Below are 17,646 nucleotides of genomic sequence, written 5' to 3'. Positions count from 1 at the left end.
TTGATACCAAAATGAAAAAAATTATAATAATAATCCTGTTTCTCGAAACGCTTTCCATAAAGGCACAAAATATAGTGCGCTACGACCTATATGTTCGTGATACCATCGTAAATTTTACGGGTAAGGAAAAACGTGCCATCGCAGTGAACGGACAAATACCAATGCCAACGCTAACGTTCACAGAAGGCGACATTGCCGAAATTTATGTGCACAATGAGTTGGATGAAGAAACAGCCCTGCATTGGCACGGTCTGTTTTTGCCCAATAAGGAAGATGGCGTACCTTACCTTACCCAAATGCCCATTCCGCCGCATAGCGTCCATAAATATACCTTCCCAATCATACAGCACGGGACCCATTGGTACCACAGCCATTTTGGGCTTCAGGAACAGATTGGTATGTATGGTTCTATGATTTTGAACAAGAGACCGGACGATAAGACCTTCAGAAAAGGCATTGACGACCTGCCCACCATTCCCATAGTATTGAGCGAATGGACGGACTTGAAACCAGAAAATGTGCATCGTATGCTCCACAACGCATCCGACTGGTTTGCCATACAAAAAGGGACTACACAGAGTTATGCCGAGGCTATTAAAAAGGGGCACTTTAAAACAAAACTTCATAATGAATGGAAACGGATGCTTGCAATGGACGTGAGCGATGTGTATTATGACAAATTCCTCATCAATGGCAAAAGTGAAAATGAAGATACATCCCTCAAGGGCTTAAAAGCTGGCGATAAAGTACGGCTGCGCGTTTCAAATGGCGGTGCTTCCAGTTATTTTTGGCTTACCTACGCCGGTGGTAAAATAACCGTGGTGGCCAACGACGGTAATGATGTGGAACCTGTGGATGTTGATAGAATGTTTATTGCTGTATCAGAAACCTATGATGTGGTTGTTACCATTCCTGCGGACAATACTGCCTTTGAATTTTTAGTAACACCGGAAGACCGTACAAAATCGGCTTCCATATATCTTGGAGAGGGCATCAAAAAACTTACGGAACGGCTTCCAAAACTGAAATATTTTGAAGGTATGGAAATGATGAACGAAATGATGAAGATGAACGGCGATCTGGACCAAATGGGAATGAGTATGAGTATGCAGCAAATGGATATGAACGTGGTGATGTATCCTGAAATAACCGGTCCTGAGGATAACGGAAAAGACAAGAAAATGGAAATGGATGGCGAAGATCCTAATGGCCACAAAATCGATGGAAAACAGGATATGGATGGAATGAAGATGAGCGAAGCTATGTACAAGAGCAACGAACTTGCAAACATTACGACCCTCAACTACGCTATGTTGAAATCGCCTACGGTAACAAAACTTCCACAGGATGCACCCATAAAGGAACTGCACTTTACGTTAACCGGCAATATGAACCGTTATGTTTGGAGCTTGGACAATAAGGTTATTTCAGAAAGCGATAAAATATTAATAAAAAAAGGGGAGAAAGTAAGGATTACCCTGTATAACAATTCAATGATGCGACACCCGATGCACCTGCACGGCCACGACTTTAGGTTGCTCAACAGCCAAGGCGAGTATGCACCGCTAAAAAATGTAGTGGATATTATGCCTATGGAAACCGATGTTATCGAGTTTGAGGCCAATGTAGAAGGCGACTGGTTTTTTCACTGCCACATATTGTACCATATGATGAGCGGTATGGGCAGGGTTTTCAGTTATGAAAACCAAGAGCCAAATCCTTTGATACCAAACCCTGAATTGGCGTTAAGAAAATTAAAAGGTGACGACCGGGATTTCCACCTGATGGTAGAAAACGATTTTGCGACCAACGGAAATGATGGATTGCTGATGGCTCAAAGTACACGATGGAGTTTTGGCACCGAATGGCGTTTGGGCTACAATGATATGCACGGTTATGAAACAGAAACACACATAGGAAGGTATATTGGAAAAATGCAGTGGCTGATACCGTTTGTTGGGTTTGATTGGCGCTATAGAAAATTGGGACATAATGAGGTTGAGGAAAATTTGTTTAGCCAAAAAAACACCAAAGATAAACGCTCTTTAGTGAGCATAGGAGTCAATTACACCCTACCGATGTTGGTAATGGCACAAGCAGAAATATTTACGGACGGTAATATCAGGTTACAATTTGAGCGCAATGATATACCCGTAACCCAAAGGTTGCGTATGAACCTGATGTGGAATACAGATAAGGAATATATGGCTGGTTTGCGTTATATCACAACACGTAATTTGGGGATTACCACTCATTTCGACAGTGATATGGGTTTTGGAGTCGGTCTTAATTTAAATTATTAATGGAAAATTATGTCCATTCCATCATTGGTAAATTCAAAAATAGAATTTCTACGTCATCCAAAAGGAAATTAGGTTTTTCATACGGCGTTAGATTTCCAACTTGTAAAAATTAATGAATTAACAATCGAAAAAGATGGCAGATGTTGTTTTTTAGAAGTTCACCACACTATTCAGTACATCATCTGCTTCTTTATGGATAAAATTGCCCCATAATTCAAGGTGGTTTTTAAATCACTATGTCTATATAATTTGTAGCATTAAAGGATTAATGGAATCGCCGGCAATCTTGTATGTCTGGCGGTGTGATTAGAAAGACTTTTATTTTTTCTTTTTAGCTATTTTTTTTAATGTTTTTTAGAAGGTTCGTAGTAATCTGATCATAAATAAAATTGTTCAGTTTCTCTGTTTAAAGGTTCACGGAGGCATTAATCACTCCATCTTCCTCTGATGGGATTCTATTGCACGGAACCGTCAATAGTTGCAGCTAAATTCCAGTTTTTTATAATTATGTGTCATTCTGCTTTACCTTTCATTTTATTTTAAACCGACCAGATAATTTTTGCAAATTCCTTTTTAAAGCATTTAGGATTTCATTATTCGTGTAAGGATTGACACTCCCAGCATAGGGACACCAAAAACCCCTATTACTTTTTTGTGTTCGTAAATCTGATCAAAGGTACTATAATCCTGCGCGCGGTCCTTAAAATCGCCATAAATACCCGGATCGCCTGGTACGGGTTCCCAAAGGTTATCTTTTCTGTGTGGATCTTCTTGCTCATTTGTTAACTGACCCTCAATCCCGTATTTTGCCATATAATGGTCAAGAAAATCGGGCACTAATTTATTTCGTAAAATTGTTTGAATCGTAGGGTATCCTACCATCCTTAGCCGATCTACTGTTTTTCGACTTCTACAATGGCCCTGGCCGCAACTTCCGGCTGGTATATTTTTCCCACAGGCATAGGTTTTTGGATAAACCTTGTTTTTACCCAGACTGCTCCACTTCAAAATCCTGTAATTCTTTCAGAAGCCTTTCGGTGCCTTCCACAGTAATTTTTTGATAAAGAGGGCTGGATTCTCCTGAAAAATCATAATAAGCCGCAAGATGCACCACAGAGGCAATTCTATTTCCATAGGCAAAACGTACTCGTTCAAAGGCATTTTTTATACTGGTATCTGAGGTGAAGTCTATACATACACATTCTGCCGTGGGTGGAGGAAAGGGATAACCCACATTATCCAGCCCTACGACAAGATACTTTTTAGCAAGTTCGTTAATATGGTTAGCCCACTGCTTCCACTCACAACAATAACTTCTTTATTTGCCTGAATTGCCGGTTTGTCCATGCCTTATATTATACTATAAATTTTATACTTCGTCCATCTACCCTATCTCTTTTATGGGATTTAAATTCATATGCTTCACATCAGGATCGTCACACCAACTTCACTGTCACCTTCCAAATTTTTTCAAAAAAACCCGGACGTGGCCGGGTTTTTAACAAAACTTGATTTAAATCTTTAAGCTTTAAAAGTAGCACAAGCTTCTGCACATTCGCGACATGCTTTCGCACAATCCTTACAGTGCTGTGCATCATGTTTATCACATTCCTGAGCACATTTTTCGCATACTTTTTTGCAATAATCAACTAACCCCTGTACATCTTTATAACTGGTTGCTAAAATTTGACTTAAGGCAGAACAGGCTTCAGCACAAACATGGTCTATACGAATACAATCTACCATCATCTTTACATCATCTTCATCAAGACAGGCATCTGCACAAAAATTACAATGGTTAATACAATTTCCAAGGGCTTTAATTAGTTTTTCATTTCTCATAATTTATTAAATTTTTTGATTCTACATAAAATTAAGCATGCACATTAAAAATTACTTTTAAAATTATGCTAAGGTCTTTCTGTTTTAAATTATTTTAACTTAGATGTAAAATAATTAAGAATATTTTGTGTCTACATGTTCCCAATTCCATCCTTCCTGACGCACTAAAGTTTTGAAAAATAGACGATTTTTGCTCACCTTTGCTGAAAACCCATCCGTATCAAAATTCTCCAGTATAAGTTCCTTTTCTAAAAGCCTATGAGTAGTTGAAGCCGGAGGGCCCGAAGGTAAGAGCCTCATGTGGGTTACCTCGGCGATTACTTCAAAATAATTATCATAAGCTACTATTAGTGGTTTTATGTCTTTAGAATCAGGTCTGAATTCCTCTTTAATTTGATCTGAAATAATCAACAAAGCTTCATAAAGCCTTGCCAGTTGCAGAATAATCGCATTTTTCCCTTTATTATTATGAAAATAGTGAATTACCGGGTAAGCCCGGTGTTGCTGGCTATATTTGATTATGGAGTCTGAAATTTCATCAATTTTACCTGTTAGCCGATCGAAATTTTCACCATTCCAGGCACTCATTACAATTTCTTCGGGACTGCTTCCCAGTGTACTTAAACTTATGCCAAGTTTACGCTGGTCTATGACTGCTGAAAGGACCGGAATAAAATAGGTGACAGACATGGTGAGGAGAATAAGCCCTGTAAAGGAATATATCGTGGTAAGTACCCTCCAAAGATCGGTGGAGGCTACATAATCCCCCATTCCTAAAGTTGAAACCGTAAATCCACTATAATACGTAATTTGCCAGAAACCGGCCGGAATTTTTGTGGTACTATCTATAATAGAGCCAGGAGAAGAATAAAGTATAAAAACCATGCTCGCCCATAAAAAGAATACCCAGATTAGCACAATAGAAATTAGTAGAAAATAACCCGCATGGGCCAGCAATTTAGAATTACCGTTCCTGCCAGAAATCAGCAATAAAAACTTCCAGAAAAAATGTGAAAAACGGCTGGTAAGCCAACCCCCGCCCTGCATGGATAAAGTGGTTTGCAGAATATCCAGAACTATGGCGACATACAGGATTATTCCGATAATTAGATAAATTTCCATATAGGTATTTTTGGTTAGTTAAAAAGGCCGAAAAATTAAGGCATTCAATTATTTTGATAGAGAACTAAATAAAATTTGGTCTAAGTTCATGCCGTATCGAGCCATTCTATTCAGGATATTAAAATTTTTAAATGATGGTGAAAAATATCCGGTGTCAAAATTAAAGCTTAGATTTTATATAAGAAATCAAGTAAAGATTACATAATGTAAGGATTATCATAAGATTAAACTTAAGAAAGATAATCTCAAATTAAAAGTTAATAACACTATCCAGAGCTTCATCAGCATCACGATGAATAAAATTTGCCTGATAATTTAAAGTGGTTTTTAAATCACTATGTCTATATAATTTTTGCAGCATTAAAGGGTGAATTCTATCACCTGCAATATTTCCAAAGCTATGACGGGCTATATGATTCGATAATGTTTTATCAATGCCACAGAGTTTAGCTATTCTTTTTAAATATTTATTGAGAAGTTTAGTGGTACTCTTTGTCCGTGTATAAATTTGTTCGGCTTGAGTTTGATCTACTTCCCGTAAAAAAGGGAATAAATATCCATTATTGAATTTCTTATCTGGGCGATAGTAATCAATTATAATCCTAGCTTTATCAGGAATTTTTAAACTTAGAGGTTTACCATTTTTTTCCATGACATAGTATAAACGTTTATCCTTGAAATCAGACCATTTTAATTTAATTACATCTGAGATTCGCATCCCGGCAAAATAAAAAGAAAACAACCATATGTTGTGAGTATGCCATATAGTTGAGTACTTCTCTAATTCGAGTGATTCTATCTTCTCAATTTCTTCTACATTCAATCCAATTTTATTACCTGAGGATATTCTAATTTTCTCTTTCTCACCAGCAAAAGGATAATATTTCTGGGCAATTACTCCTTCTTTAATTGCAATATTATAAAGAGTTCTAATGAAAATAAGCTGATTGGTTATTGTCCTTGGTTTATGATTCAGGTAAGAAGAACAAAATGTCTTATATTTTCTAATAAAAGATTCGTCAATATCCCTGAATCTTAGGTTATCATTTTTTTTAAAATATGCAACGCCATCCATCCAGTGATATTTAGATCTTCTTGCCTCGCTCACTCGCTTTAACCGTCTTTGTTTAATTTCTTGGATGATTTTTGCCTTACTTCTCGAATTCTTTAGTTGTATAAATTCTTCAATATTATATAGTATTGATAACTGCGCTTTAGCAACTGAAAAAACTCCCGTGTCATATTTACTTTGAATATGTTCAGTGGCAACAGTAAAGAAAGATTTAGAGCCATCTGGCCCTTTTAATTTTTGTTTTATTTGCCTTGGCGTAATTTTTTTCTCTGCATTGAAATAGATATCATTGACTTCAATCATCCTTTTCATCAAAAAGTTATTTAACTGCTTAAAGTTTGGATGAGTCTTTTTAACCTTACAAGCAACGTTATCCCAATCTTTTTCAAATACAGAATGTCCCAGCCAAACATAATTCGTTTTATAATTTTCGCTAATTCTTAAGGCCAGAGGTATCCTTCCATCCTTCTTTTTCATGTTTTTCCTCAAAACAATCTTTAAATTTGCCATACAGTTAGGATTTAAAACCCTGTAATATAATAATTTACACCTAAAAACTAGTACAGAATAAGTACAGAATAAGTACAGAATCGGTTGATTTTAGGCCATATTATATAATATCAAAATTTATCAAAACAACATTAACTAATTGATTTTCAGGTGTTTTAGATAGATTTGACTTCTAGCAGAATATTTTCATAACCCGGAGGTCCCGAGTTCAAATCTCGGTCTCGCTACAGGAATTAAAAAGCCGAAGTTTTCACTTCGGCTTTTATTTTTTAACATATAATTACTTCTCAATAAGTCTATGAAAAGCATAAAAAGCCGGAATACACATTCCGGCTTTATAGTTTATTAGAACTGGTAATTAAGACTTACTCCTCCGTAAAGCACCGTATCTAATGGTGCAGGAATATAAGCATCATCTAACTGATTCAGAAAAAGCATGTAATAATACTGGGTGCCCGTCAGGTTATTCGCTCCCACGTAGGCATCCAGCTGAAATTTCCCAAAATCAGTGCGGTAGCCTATTTTCGCATTCAGCAGGTTGTAAGGATCGGCTACATTTTCCCCATCTGATGTAAATGCCACGGCATCGCGATAATTATAGGTTAGATTTCCGTAGAAGCCATAGTTGCTTTGAAAATCAATTCCGGCGTTGACCACCCATGGAGCTACTCCGGCGACCATATTTCCGCTGTAATCAGCGGTTACAGGCTGCCCATCACCATCAAGCGACTGGTAGCGATAGTTCCCATATTCAAAATCTGAATAGGTCATGTTGGTGAAAATATCAATATTGCTGAAAAAGCCCGTCTCGGCACGGTAGGCATTGAATTTCAGCAGCATTTCCACTCCTTTATTATCGAGTTCTCCTCCGTTCGCCACATATGTATAGGCCGTAGTGCCATCGCCCGCCGGGACCGCAACAGATGTGAATTTATCCTGGAACTTCGCCTGGAAAACTGCTAACTCATAAAACAATCGATCCTGAAAAAGATTTCCCTTGGAGCCAACCTCAAACTGTTTACCAACTTCGGGTTGGAGCCCCTCGTTCAGTTCGCCGGTAGTAGCAATCACAATATTTCCGGAAACCGGGGTATTGTAGGCTTTGCTATAAGAAGCATATACCGAAAATTGCTCACTGAAGACCTTATTTATCGCAATATGTGGAGCAACAAGCCCCTCATATCGAGCATGTACATCGCGGTTTAGATCACTTTCAGGATCGTAGAGGCGATCTTCGGTGTCAATACTGCGATTGCTGGTACTGATTCCTGCCGTAAGAGAAAGATCTTCAGGAAAAGCCAGCGTCCATTGCGTAAACAGTGTATTGGTTTTTGACTGAATAGCCTGGTTGCTGCGAATGGCGCCAGTGATATTGTAACCTTCAGGATTCTCCGGATCTTCAACCATCCGGTAGCTCAAACTATTAGCATGCTGCTGCTGAAATTCCAGACCGGCGATACCGTTTAAGGAAATGGTTTCAGCAACATCAAAATGGAAGTCAAACGCGGAACGTATTCCGTAATTAATAGGATCCTTATCGGTCCATCCACCTGCTGAACTGGCGTTGGTACTCCTTCCGGAGCCAAAAACAGTAGTGGCATTCTGCAACCAGGAATTGAACTGGTAGGAATGGCTGAGCCCGGCACGAAAAGCCGTCACCTCGCTATGTGCATTATTCTTGATGTAGCGGGCATTTCCACTGTAATCCTGATTTTGATACTGCTCGATGGTCAACTCCCCGCCTCGCTCATCATAGCTATTGCTGTAGCCGAAATAGGTGCTGATAATCTGATCGTCATTGGGTCTGAAATCAAAAATAGCATTGACGTAGTCTTTTTGTGAAGCATTATGACTCATATAACCATCTGAAGTCTGGTGACCATAATTTACCAGTAATCCCGTACGATCTGTCCCATGTTGAAATTGTGTGGTAAAGCGAGCCAGGCCATAATTACCAATGGTCACATTTTGTTTCAGCGCGGTAATATTAGGCTGGGGTTTTACTGTTTCCAGGTTAATCGCCCCGGCAATAGCAAAACCGTACAAACTTCCAGCGGGACCTTTTACCACGTCTACCTGTCCAAGGCTTGCAAAATCGATATCATCCATCAAGGTGACTCCTTCGGCATCGGTGATCGGGATATTGTTGTAGTAGACTTTGTATCCCTGCCCATCGAAATTGTTGGTCGCTCCACGGAAACCAATTCCGTTTCCATAACCGCGAATATTGAATTGTTGGCCCGAGGAAACCCCGCGACGGTTCATTGTGACGCCGGGAACATTCGTATTGATGGCATCATCCAGGAAGATGCCAGTACCGCGTTCCAGTTCATATTTTTCCACATGGACCACAGAGACCGGTTTCTCCAGCGTTTGTTGACGGTGAAGCAAGCCTGAAAGCTGGACTTCCTCCAGGTCATCAATAGCGGTTCGAAGGGAAATAGTTAGAAATTTAGAACAATCTGATACTTTCAGATCAATAGGTTCATATCCTACAAAAGAAACCTGGAGTTCCAATCCTGTTTCGCAAGGAATGGAAAATTGGCCATTTTCTTTTGTAATATAGATTTCGCCAGTGGTAGTTCGAATACTGGCACCGCGAAGCGGACTGGTTGTTTCGGCATCCTGAACGATACCTTTCACCTGTTGTGGGAAGATAGAAAATCCCACCAGAAAGCCTAAAAAGGCCAGGTAATATTTAATCATTTTTTTACTATTTTAAAATTGTATAAAAATTGGGTGCATCCCATGTCATCACAGGATGTAGATTTTTAAACTCTGAAGAAAATCAGCTGAATTTTGGCGGGGGAATCTGCACGGTTCCAGGCAGACTTTTAAAGAGGTTTTTGTAGAAATCAGGTATTATTTCCTGGGAAACCACAAATTCGGTCGTAGTTTGAAATGCTGGATGTTCGCTTTGCGGGTAGACCTTGATCAGTTTAAAAAGATTGTTTTTGCGAGTATTCTTGAGGTTTTTCAGCACTCGGTCCAAGGCGGAAAAAAGGAAAGTTTCTTTACTGTCATCATAGCAATAAAAGTTAGTTTTATTACCATTTTTTTCGGAAAAGATCACGTCGTACATTCGGCCTTCAAACCGGAATTCATGATCCTCCACCCAGTTCACGTGATCCAATTCTTCCTTCCCAAAACTGATCTTTACAAGGTCCTCTATCTCCAGGCCGTTCTGGATCTTCACGATCGCTTCTCTCCTAATCTGGTGTAAATGAACATAAAAGAAGACCATATATCCTCCAAAATTGAAAAGCAGCGCCAGCAAAATGAAAACCGACAGTGATTTCTGAAATGGTCTTTTTCGAAACATGTTTTTAAAAGTATGAAAATCGCTCGATTTGTAGTTAATACCAGCCCTTTTTCTATTCCGAAGAAGCAGAAAAGATTTTCCCAAACAAAAAATGCCACCTGTAGCAGATGACATTTTTCTAATCAAAATTAAAAACAAACTTACTCTTTCACAGGCTCCTGGATAGTTTCTTTTACCTGGTTCTGGATAACCTGCTTATCGCCCACCACGATCAGCGTCATTTTTTCAGGATCAATGTATTTTTTGGTCATTTTCTGAACATCTTCCGGAGTGACCGCGTTGATATTTTTGACTTTATCAACCAGGAATGATTCCGGCAGATCATGGATATCCAGGAAATTCAGCTGACTAATGATTCCCCCCGGAGTCGAATTCTGAAGTACGTAAAGACCAGATTCATAATTCTGAATACCTTGTAACTCCTCCTGGGTCGGCGCTTCTTCCTGTAAACGTTTGATCTCTTTCGTGATCTCCGAGATAGATGCGCCCGTGTGTTCGGTGGTCACATCGGCGGCTTCGAACCATAAACCAGATTTGTAATTGGCGTATAAAGAACTGTAAGGAGAATAGGTATAGCCTTTGTCTTCCCTGATATTACTGGTGATACGAGAACCAAAAGATCCGCCAAGAAGTGAATTGGTAATGTCCAGGGCGATATAATCTTCATTGGAAGGATCGGCCACTGGCAACCCATAGTAAATAGTCGATTGCGGAGCTCCCGGGCGATCCAGTATGCGGGTGGCACCATTCGACTGGGCCTCTGCGACCGAATAATCTACTGAAGGGCCTTTTTTCCAGTTTCCAAGTTCCTGCTCAACCAGTTGTTTTACGGCATTTGCATCAAACATTCCCACCACATAGACCGTGGTTCGCTGTGCACCGAAATTGTCATTATAAAATGCTTTTACATCCTCCAGAGAATAAGAATCTACCATCTCGCTGGTTGGATAGAGTCTTCCGTAAGGATGGTCTGGATACATTTCAGCAAAAAATTCTTTTCTGGCCTGGGAGCCGGGACGTGACAAAGAAACCGTAAGGTTCCTTTTCATATTGTTTTTCAATCGTTCAAGTTCACTTTCCGGCAGTTTTGGATCGGTTAAAATATCGGTAAGTACCTGTAGCGCTTCCTTAGCAAATTCTGAAAGTACGCTGGTGCTGAGTGTTGTGGTGTGCAATCCTACTCCAACATTCAGGTTACCCCCCATTCCTGCCAGGCGATCTTTTACGGAATAATCTTTATTCGTGCCTTCTTCCATCAAATCGGACAACAGGTCAGAAACCCAAACCTGGTCTTCTTTCTCGTTGATGTTCCCTGTCTTCAGAGTGATATTGATGGTTGCTTTTGGCAGGCTGCCATAAGGCACCAGGACCAGGCTAAGACCATTGTCATAATTCACCACTTCTTTTTCCGGAAGGCTAAATCCCTTGGGTTCTCCTCCAGGTGGCGGAGTTTGTTTTTGAGCGCTGGTAGTAAAAATGCTTAAAAGCGCCAATACGAAAATATATACTGATTGTTTCATTAGTTCACTTTTTCATTGTTAGCAAGAAGCGGATTGACGCGCAAAACGGTGCGATTGGATTTCCGCAGATATTCTGAAACAGTTTTATTAACGGTCTCAGGTGTGATTTTGCGAAATTCTTCCTCAAGATGATTGATCCGTGAAGGATCGTCGTCAAACAGGGCGAAACTGCACAAAAGATCGGCACGTCCCAAACCAAAGGTACTGCCAAGATTATCGTACAACTGTGAACGCATTTTGACCATCGCATTATCCAGCATTTCCTGGGTAACCCCATCTGAAAGACTCGCTACAACTTCATCTACGGCAGTTAAAATATCCTCCTGGGACGTATCTGTGTCGTAAGTGAAATTGAACATCATCTGCATCGGGCCATTGTAATTGAACATGTTCCCAAGGTAATTGATCCCTCCAGAAACATTGGACGTGTAACCCAACTCATCTACCAGTTTTTTCTGAAGTAAGGCGTTGTCGCCTTCGATCAAAATCTGGTTCAATAATCCCATGGCGAAATATTCCGGGGTATTGCGCTCCGGCATGTGGTATGCGATGGCAATTGCAGGTTTATTGGCAAGGGAATCGTTCTTCACGAACATCTTTTCTTCCTGTTGCTTTGGTTCTGAAATATCCGGAATTGGAGGCACTTCCGCAGAAGGGATATTTCCGAAATATTGCTCAATCCAGGCTTTTGCCTGCTGTGGATCAAAATCTCCCACCACTGAAATTGCAGCATTGTTTGGCGCATAATATGTCTTGAAGAAATTTTCCACATCTTCCAGATTGGCCGCATCGAGGTCTTTCAGGTCACCATAAAAATTGTGTGCATTATACCAGTTAGTATTGGCATACTGCGGCATGTCCAGCCAAGGAAATCCGCCATATGGCTGGTTTAAAACGTTCACTTTTACCTCGTTCTTTACCACACCCTGCTGGTTAGTAAGATTATCCTGGGTAATATCCAGGCCACGCATTCTATCGGCTTCCGCCCAGAGCATGGTTTCCAGTTTATTAGAAGGAACGATCTCGAAATAGTTCGTAAAATCAAAACGAGTGGAACCGTTCAATACTCCTCCATTTTGCTGGATTAGTTTAATGAATTCCATTTTGCCCAGGTTTTGAGAGCCCTGGAACATCATGTGTTCAAAAAGGTGCGCGAAACCGGTTCGATCTTTAGGTTCGATCCTGAACCCGATATTGTAATAAACTGCAATAATTGCCGTTGGCGAAGTATCATCTGGCGAAAGGATCACCTTAAGGCCATTATCCAGTTTGTAATATTCCACAGGAACATGGAATTCATTAGATTGCTGTTGGTTGGAATCCTGGGCGAATGCCGGTATAAGCATTCCCAGCATCAACAGCAACGTGACTGTTTTTTTCATAAGCTGTAGTTTATAGTTTAAGAAAGTTTGTAATTACTTGACTCAGAATCAGCCAAAATGTTACAATATTTTCAGGTTTTCTGAATATAATGCGCAAAATTTAGAATAAAAACTTCCATTCGATTAAATTTTAAAGTGCAGACTGTTAAAATAGAGGATTAATTAATAATTTTCATTTTCAAATTTCTGATAAACGTCAAATTACTTCAATCATTCATGTTCAGGATCTTCCGAAAAACCCGAAAATGGTTGCTGAGTCAGCAGAAATTCAGCAAATACTTTATATATGCCTGTGGCGAAGTGCTTTTGATCGTGATCGGGATCCTGATCGCCCTGGCCATCAATAACTGGAATCAATCAAACCAGGCCCGGGACCGGGAAAGGTTTTACCTACAGGGACTACACGATGAGTTTTCTCAAAGCCGCCTTAAATTGTTGAATTTAATGGAAGTGAATCAGAACAGCTATCGCGATGCCAGAAAGCTAGCCGTAATGATGGAACAAAACATCATCTCCAATGAAGCAGAGTTGTCTACACTGCTGTTCAATTCGCTGAGTTACGAGATCGATTACAATCCTAATAATTCGTTAGTAACCGAAATTATCAACACTGGCGGATTAAAGGATATTTCCAACCCGGAACTGCGCAGCCATTTGACCATGTGGGATTCGTACCTCCAAAGTATTCGCAGGCAGGAGAATTCCTTACGCGAGCAACGGGAAAAACTTCTGGATCTCTTTCGGAAAGAAACCTATAGCATCCGGACCATTCTACAAAATACCGATATCAGCGGGCCGGTTTTAGGAAATTCTCAACCAAATCCTGAAATTTCTAATCAGCATATCCTGAAAGACCGGGAATTTGAAAATAATTTACTGATTTAAATAGTTACCGGCCTGAGTTCCGAAAACTATCATTACACCCCACTTTTAAAGGAAATAGACCAGATTCTCGCCACGATCGAAAAGGAGTTGGAAAACTGAGGTTTCAGCAATTATTAATAAAACGCCAAAAATCTAACCGTCACACGTGAAACTTTCTTAAAGCCAGCATCCAGCCTTTTCCTATTGCCTAATTTTAAGGGAGTAAACGGAAGTTTCAATCTTAAAAATCAGACTATGAAAAGTAAAGTTGTCGTGATTACCGGTGCTTCTGCCGGCGTTGGGCGTGCCACTGCGAAAGAATTTGCCAAACAGGGCGCTAAGATCTTATTGATCGCTCGCGGTAGGGATGGCCTGGAAGGAGCAAAAAGAGAAGTGGAAGAAGCTGGCGGGCAGGCGTGGATCTATGAAGCAGATGTCGCCAATGCTGACCAGATTTATACCGCTGCTGATTTTGCTGAAGAAAACCTGGGCCCCATTGACGTCTGGGTTAATAATGCGATGGTTAGCGTTTTCAGTAAAGCGATGGAAATGCATAATGATGAATACAAACGCGTGACTGAAGTAACTTACCTGGGACAGGTTTACGGAACACTTGCGGCATTGCAAAAGATGAAAACAAGAAACTGCGGAAAGATCATTTTGATAGGCTCCGCACTTTCTTACAGGGGAATTCCTTTACAATCGGCATACTGTGCCTCCAAGCATGCAATCCAGGGCTTTTTTGAATCACTCCGCGCAGAGCTGCTGCACGATCAAATCAACGTAGACCTTTCTATCGTACACCTGCCGGCGATGAACACTACACAGTTTGGTTGGGTGAAGACCCGTTTTCAGCAGAAGCCAAAACCCATGGGAAGGATTTTTCAGCCAGAAGTCGCAGCTCGTGCCGTTGTAGAAGTTGCTGAGACTGGAGAACGCCAGCGCCTGGTTGGCTTTCCTACCGTTCAAACCATTTGGGGAAATAAGCTCGCACCCGAATTCTTAGACCATTATATGGCAGAACACGGTTTTAGTGGCCAGCTTACCAACGAGCCGGAAGAAGCCGATCGTAAAGACAATTTATGGGAACCTGTACCGGGTGATCAGGGAACTCATGGAACTTTTGATAAAAAAGCACATAATTTCAGTATTTGGGATACCATACATGATCATCGCAAAAGCCTTGCGCTGGTCGCAGGAACAATTATAGGAGGAGCGGTTTTCAAGTCTTTATTGAAAAGTTGATTCCATTTCAATCCCAAAACCGGAAAAATCAATTGTAAATTCTCAAGTAAATTTTATTAAAAAGAAAACTATGAAGTATCAAAAAGCTGGTTCCACCAACCTTCAAATTCCACCAATCGTTTTTGGAGGGAACGTTTTTGGCTGGACCGCCGATAAAAAAAGATCTTTTGAACTGATGGATGAGATCCTGGATATGGGTTTCAACATGATCGATACCGCTGATGTGTATTCTCGCTGGGCCGATGGTAATTCAGGTGGGGAATCTGAGCTTATCATTGGGGAATATATGAAAGACCGTGGAAACAGGAATAAGATCACTCTTGCAACGAAAGTGGGCTCGAGCATGCAGCAAGGAGGCAATAAAGACATTTCCGAAAAGCATATTTTGAAGGCAGTGGAAGATTCCCTGCAAAGATTGCAGACAGATCATATAGACCTGTATTTCACACATTGGGATGACGATCAAACGCCAATTGAGGAAACGCTGGGTGCTTACCAGAAACTCATTGATCAGGGAAAAGTGCGGTATATAGGCGCGTCGAACTTATCATCTTCCAGGTTAATTGCTTCGCTAAAAGCTGCTGAAAGAGAAGACCTACCGAAATATGAGGTTTTTCAGCCAGAATACAGTTTAATCGAGCGGGAGAAATTCGAAGGAGATATTCAGAAGATCTGTGAAAACTACAATCTGGGTGTCACCAGTTATTTCTCTTTGGCTAGTGGGTTTTTGACCGGAAAATACGCCTCAGAAAAAGATATTAAAGGAACAGGAAGAGAACCATTCTTAAAAGACTATTTTGATGATCGTGGGAAACAGATCCTCCAGACTTTAGAAGAGGTTGCGGAACAATATGAAGTTTCGCAGGCCGCAGTCGCACTTAGATGGATCATGCAGCGACCAGGGATCACCGCTCCCATTGCCAGTGCCACGAAATCTGGTCATCTCCAGGCATTTCGGGAAGCTGTGAGCCTGGAGCTTGACGAGGAATCCATGCGCCAGCTAACAGAGGCCAGTTCTAAAAAGTCTACTGTAGCTTAGCAATTAGCTCGTCCAGGTTTAAGACCAACTGTTCCCCTGATTTCATATGTTTCAGGGTGAATTTTTTCTGGGCCATCTCTTCGTCTCCAGCCAGTACAACAAATGGAATATCCCGTTTATCGGCATATTTCATTTGTTTTCCCATTTTAGCATCGTCCGGATAAAGCTCGGCAATGACGTTTTCGGAACGTAAATTTCGCACCGCCTTCATCGCATACAAAGCTTCTTTTTCACCAAAATTGAGAAATAAGACCTTGGTATTTTGGGTAACGGTCTCCGGAAACAAATTCAATTCTTCGAGCACCAGGTAAATCCGGTCCAGACCAAAGGAAATACCGATCCCGCTCATATTTTTTAAGCCGAAAATCCCGGTAAGGTCGTCGTAACGACCTCCACCACCGATAGAGCCCATTTTCACACCCTCTGGAGCCACAACTTCATAAATAGCACCAGTGTAATAATTAAGTCCGCGGGCCAGGGTCACATCCAGGTCTAAACTGGCCGTTTTAAGCGGCATATTTTCAATAGCCTTCTGAATAAATTCTAATTCTGAAATACCTTTCATTCCTGTTTCCGAAGAGGAAAGAATAGCCTTAATACCTTCCAGTTTTTCTGAAAAATCACCCTGGAGTTTAAAAATCGGTTCAATTTTACTGATCGCGTCTTCAGAAATTCCTTTTTCGCGCATTTCTTTTTTGACTCCCTCCTCGCCTATTTTATCAAGCTTGTCAAGCGCCACGGTGAAATCGATTAGCTTATCTGATTCTCCAATCACTTCCGCAAAACCTGATAAAACTTTACGGTTATTGATCTTGATGGTTACGCCATCTAATTTTAAAGCTGAAAATACGGAATCATACAGCTGCACGAACTCCACTTCCTGCCAGAGACTCGTGCTTCCCACTACATCAGCATCACACTGGTAAAATTCGCGAAATCGACCTTTTTGCGGCCTGTCTGCTCTCCACACCGGTTGGATCTGGTAACGCTTAAAAGGAAACTCGATCTCGTTCTGGTGTTGTACCACGTAACGTGCAAACGGAACGGTAAGATCATACCGTAGCGCCTTTTCGCTAATCGAAGTTGCCAGTTTGTTGGAGTCTTCTTCAGTCAAAGCATTCTTATCAGCTTTCCGTAGAAAATCTCCTGAATTCAGGATTTTAAATATCAGGCGATCACCTTCTTCCCCATATTTTCCCATCAGCGTGGAAGAATTCTCAAAACTTGGAGTTTCAATAGGCTGAAATCCGAATTTTTTAAACTCGCTGCGGATGGTCTCGAAAATATAATCGCGTTTCGCCACTTCAGCAGGAGAAAAATCGCGAGTTCCTTTAGGGATAGATGGTTTTTGCGCCATGGGTCTTTACTTCTTTTTCAGGTTTGCAAATATCTTAAAATTTAGGCGAACCCAAACAAATTTGAAAT

At 40.6% G+C, this 17,646-nt stretch carries 14 protein-coding genes; 4 read left to right on the top strand and 10 right to left on the bottom strand.

The features are described from left to right. Positions 1-11: 11 nt before the first annotated feature. Complete coding sequence (locus GRFL_RS14800) at positions 12-2,303, top strand: multicopper oxidase family protein (protein ID WP_083645359.1); 2,292 nt, start codon at positions 12-14, stop codon at positions 2,301-2,303. Between the two features lie 582 nt (positions 2,304-2,885). On the opposite strand, the gene GRFL_RS18100 is transcribed toward GRFL_RS14800, so the two are convergent. The 9 genes from GRFL_RS18100 to GRFL_RS14755 form a co-directional block, all read right to left on the bottom strand. Next, positions 2,886-3,185 carry an SDR family oxidoreductase gene (locus GRFL_RS18100; RefSeq protein ID WP_083645358.1) on the bottom strand — a complete coding sequence of 100 codons (300 nt, stop codon included), beginning with the start codon at positions 3,183-3,185 and terminating at the stop codon, positions 2,886-2,888. 103 nt (positions 3,186-3,288) lie between these two features. Continuing rightward, the gene (locus GRFL_RS14790) at positions 3,289-3,537 is read right to left on the bottom strand and encodes a Rossmann-fold NAD(P)-binding domain-containing protein (RefSeq protein WP_083645357.1); all 249 of its coding nucleotides are present in this window, start codon (positions 3,535-3,537) and stop codon (positions 3,289-3,291) included. Between the two features lie 287 nt (positions 3,538-3,824). Further along, on the bottom strand, positions 3,825-4,145 hold the full coding sequence (locus GRFL_RS14785; protein WP_083645356.1) for a four-helix bundle copper-binding protein: 321 nt from the start codon (positions 4,143-4,145) through the stop codon (positions 3,825-3,827). A gap of 114 nt (positions 4,146-4,259) precedes the next feature. Then, positions 4,260-5,267 (bottom strand): potassium channel family protein, encoded by a 1,008-nt coding sequence (locus tag GRFL_RS14780; RefSeq protein WP_083645355.1) that lies wholly within the window; start codon positions 5,265-5,267, stop codon positions 4,260-4,262. 250 nt (positions 5,268-5,517) lie between these two features. Further along, a complete protein-coding gene (locus tag GRFL_RS14775; protein WP_083645354.1) occupies positions 5,518-6,849 on the bottom strand; it encodes a site-specific integrase in 1,332 nt (443 codons plus the stop codon). 345 nt (positions 6,850-7,194) lie between these two features. After that, the gene (locus GRFL_RS14770; protein ID WP_083645353.1) at positions 7,195-9,555 is read right to left on the bottom strand and encodes a TonB-dependent receptor; all 2,361 of its coding nucleotides are present in this window, start codon (positions 9,553-9,555) and stop codon (positions 7,195-7,197) included. A gap of 82 nt (positions 9,556-9,637) precedes the next feature. After that, positions 9,638-10,171, bottom strand: coding sequence for a hypothetical protein (locus GRFL_RS14765; protein ID WP_139839218.1), 534 nt, complete (start codon positions 10,169-10,171; stop codon positions 9,638-9,640). Positions 10,172-10,311: 140 nt separating this feature from the next. Then, positions 10,312-11,691 carry a M16 family metallopeptidase gene (locus GRFL_RS14760; protein ID WP_083645351.1) on the bottom strand — a complete coding sequence of 460 codons (1,380 nt, stop codon included), beginning with the start codon at positions 11,689-11,691 and terminating at the stop codon, positions 10,312-10,314. After that, positions 11,691-13,073, bottom strand: coding sequence for a M16 family metallopeptidase (locus GRFL_RS14755; RefSeq protein ID WP_083645350.1), 1,383 nt, complete (start codon positions 13,071-13,073; stop codon positions 11,691-11,693). The genes GRFL_RS14760 and GRFL_RS14755 overlap by 1 nt, the downstream gene beginning before the upstream one ends. Before the next feature lie 216 nt (positions 13,074-13,289). Between GRFL_RS14755 and GRFL_RS14750 the strand changes: the two genes are divergently transcribed. The 3 genes from GRFL_RS14750 to GRFL_RS14740 all read left to right on the top strand — a co-directional run bounded on the left by GRFL_RS14750 (position 13,290) and on the right by GRFL_RS14740 (position 16,221). Then, complete coding sequence (locus tag GRFL_RS14750) at positions 13,290-13,958, top strand: DUF6090 family protein (RefSeq protein WP_083645349.1); 669 nt, start codon at positions 13,290-13,292, stop codon at positions 13,956-13,958. Between the two features lie 234 nt (positions 13,959-14,192). Continuing rightward, a complete protein-coding gene (locus tag GRFL_RS14745) occupies positions 14,193-15,182 on the top strand; it encodes an SDR family oxidoreductase (RefSeq protein ID WP_083646177.1) in 990 nt (329 codons plus the stop codon). Positions 15,183-15,252: 70 nt separating this feature from the next. Continuing rightward, entirely contained in the window at positions 15,253-16,221 is a 969-nt protein-coding gene (locus GRFL_RS14740) for an aldo/keto reductase (RefSeq protein WP_083645348.1), read from the top strand. On the opposite strand, the gene hisS is transcribed toward GRFL_RS14740, so the two are convergent. Next, a complete protein-coding gene (hisS, locus tag GRFL_RS14735) occupies positions 16,208-17,578 on the bottom strand; it encodes a histidine--tRNA ligase (RefSeq protein WP_083645347.1) in 1,371 nt (456 codons plus the stop codon). The genes GRFL_RS14740 and hisS overlap by 14 nt on opposite strands. Positions 17,579-17,646: the final 68 nt, after the last annotated feature.

Source organism: Christiangramia flava JLT2011, assembly GCF_001951155.1.
Lineage (GTDB): Bacteria > Bacteroidota > Bacteroidia > Flavobacteriales > Flavobacteriaceae > Christiangramia > Christiangramia flava.
The sequence above is the reverse complement of the archived record's forward strand: the minus strand, read 5'-3'. Positions and strand labels throughout refer to the sequence as shown.